General features: G+C 51.4%; 2 tRNA genes and 1 rRNA gene. All 3 read right to left on the minus strand.

Annotation, left to right across the window (positions count from 1 at the left end):
- Window positions 1–216: 216 nt before the first annotated feature.
- Window positions 217–292 (minus strand) — tRNA-Ala (locus KUV72_RS19735).
- A 17-nt stretch (window positions 293–309) separates the two neighbouring features.
- Window positions 310–386 (minus strand) — tRNA-Ile (locus KUV72_RS19740).
- Between the two features lie 83 nt (window positions 387–469).
- Window positions 470–527: ribosomal RNA gene (locus tag KUV72_RS19745) — 16S ribosomal RNA — on the minus strand; the annotation flags it as partial.

Below are 527 nucleotides of genomic sequence, written 5' to 3' on the forward strand. Positions count from 1 at the left end.
TGTCAATCGATGATGTCACGACAATTGCCGGATACGCTTGAGACGTATCTTACTTTGTCAGCATGATATACATTGTTAAAGAGCGTTAGAGTCGAAACTCTAAGCGAGAGACTTGAAAATCGCCGCCCCGGATTATCGAGCAGCGATGCAAGCATCTTGCTTAGAACTTCATGACAAGAAGACTGATCACCTGGCCCACCGTTATAGGCAATAAAGTGGTGGAGCCAAGCGGGATCGAACCGCTGACCTCCTGCGTGCAAGGCAGGCGCTCTCCCAGCTGAGCTATGGCCCCATATCGCAGTCCGAAGATGGTGGGTCTGGGCAGACTTGAACTGCCGACCTCACCCTTATCAGGGGTGCGCTCTAACCAACTGAGCTACAGACCCAGGCTTCAAACTAGCTTGTCATTACTCTTGCTTGATCAGGTAATTCATTGTGAGCACTTACCGACAGTCAGCGACGTGTCGATTAAGGAGGTGATCCAGCCGCAGGTTCCCCTACGGCTACCTTGTTACGACTTCACCCCA

The sequence above is a fragment of the Halomonas sp. DP4Y7-1 genome, from assembly GCF_019800705.1.
Taxonomy (GTDB): Bacteria; Pseudomonadota; Gammaproteobacteria; order Pseudomonadales; family Halomonadaceae; genus Halomonas; species Halomonas litopenaei_A.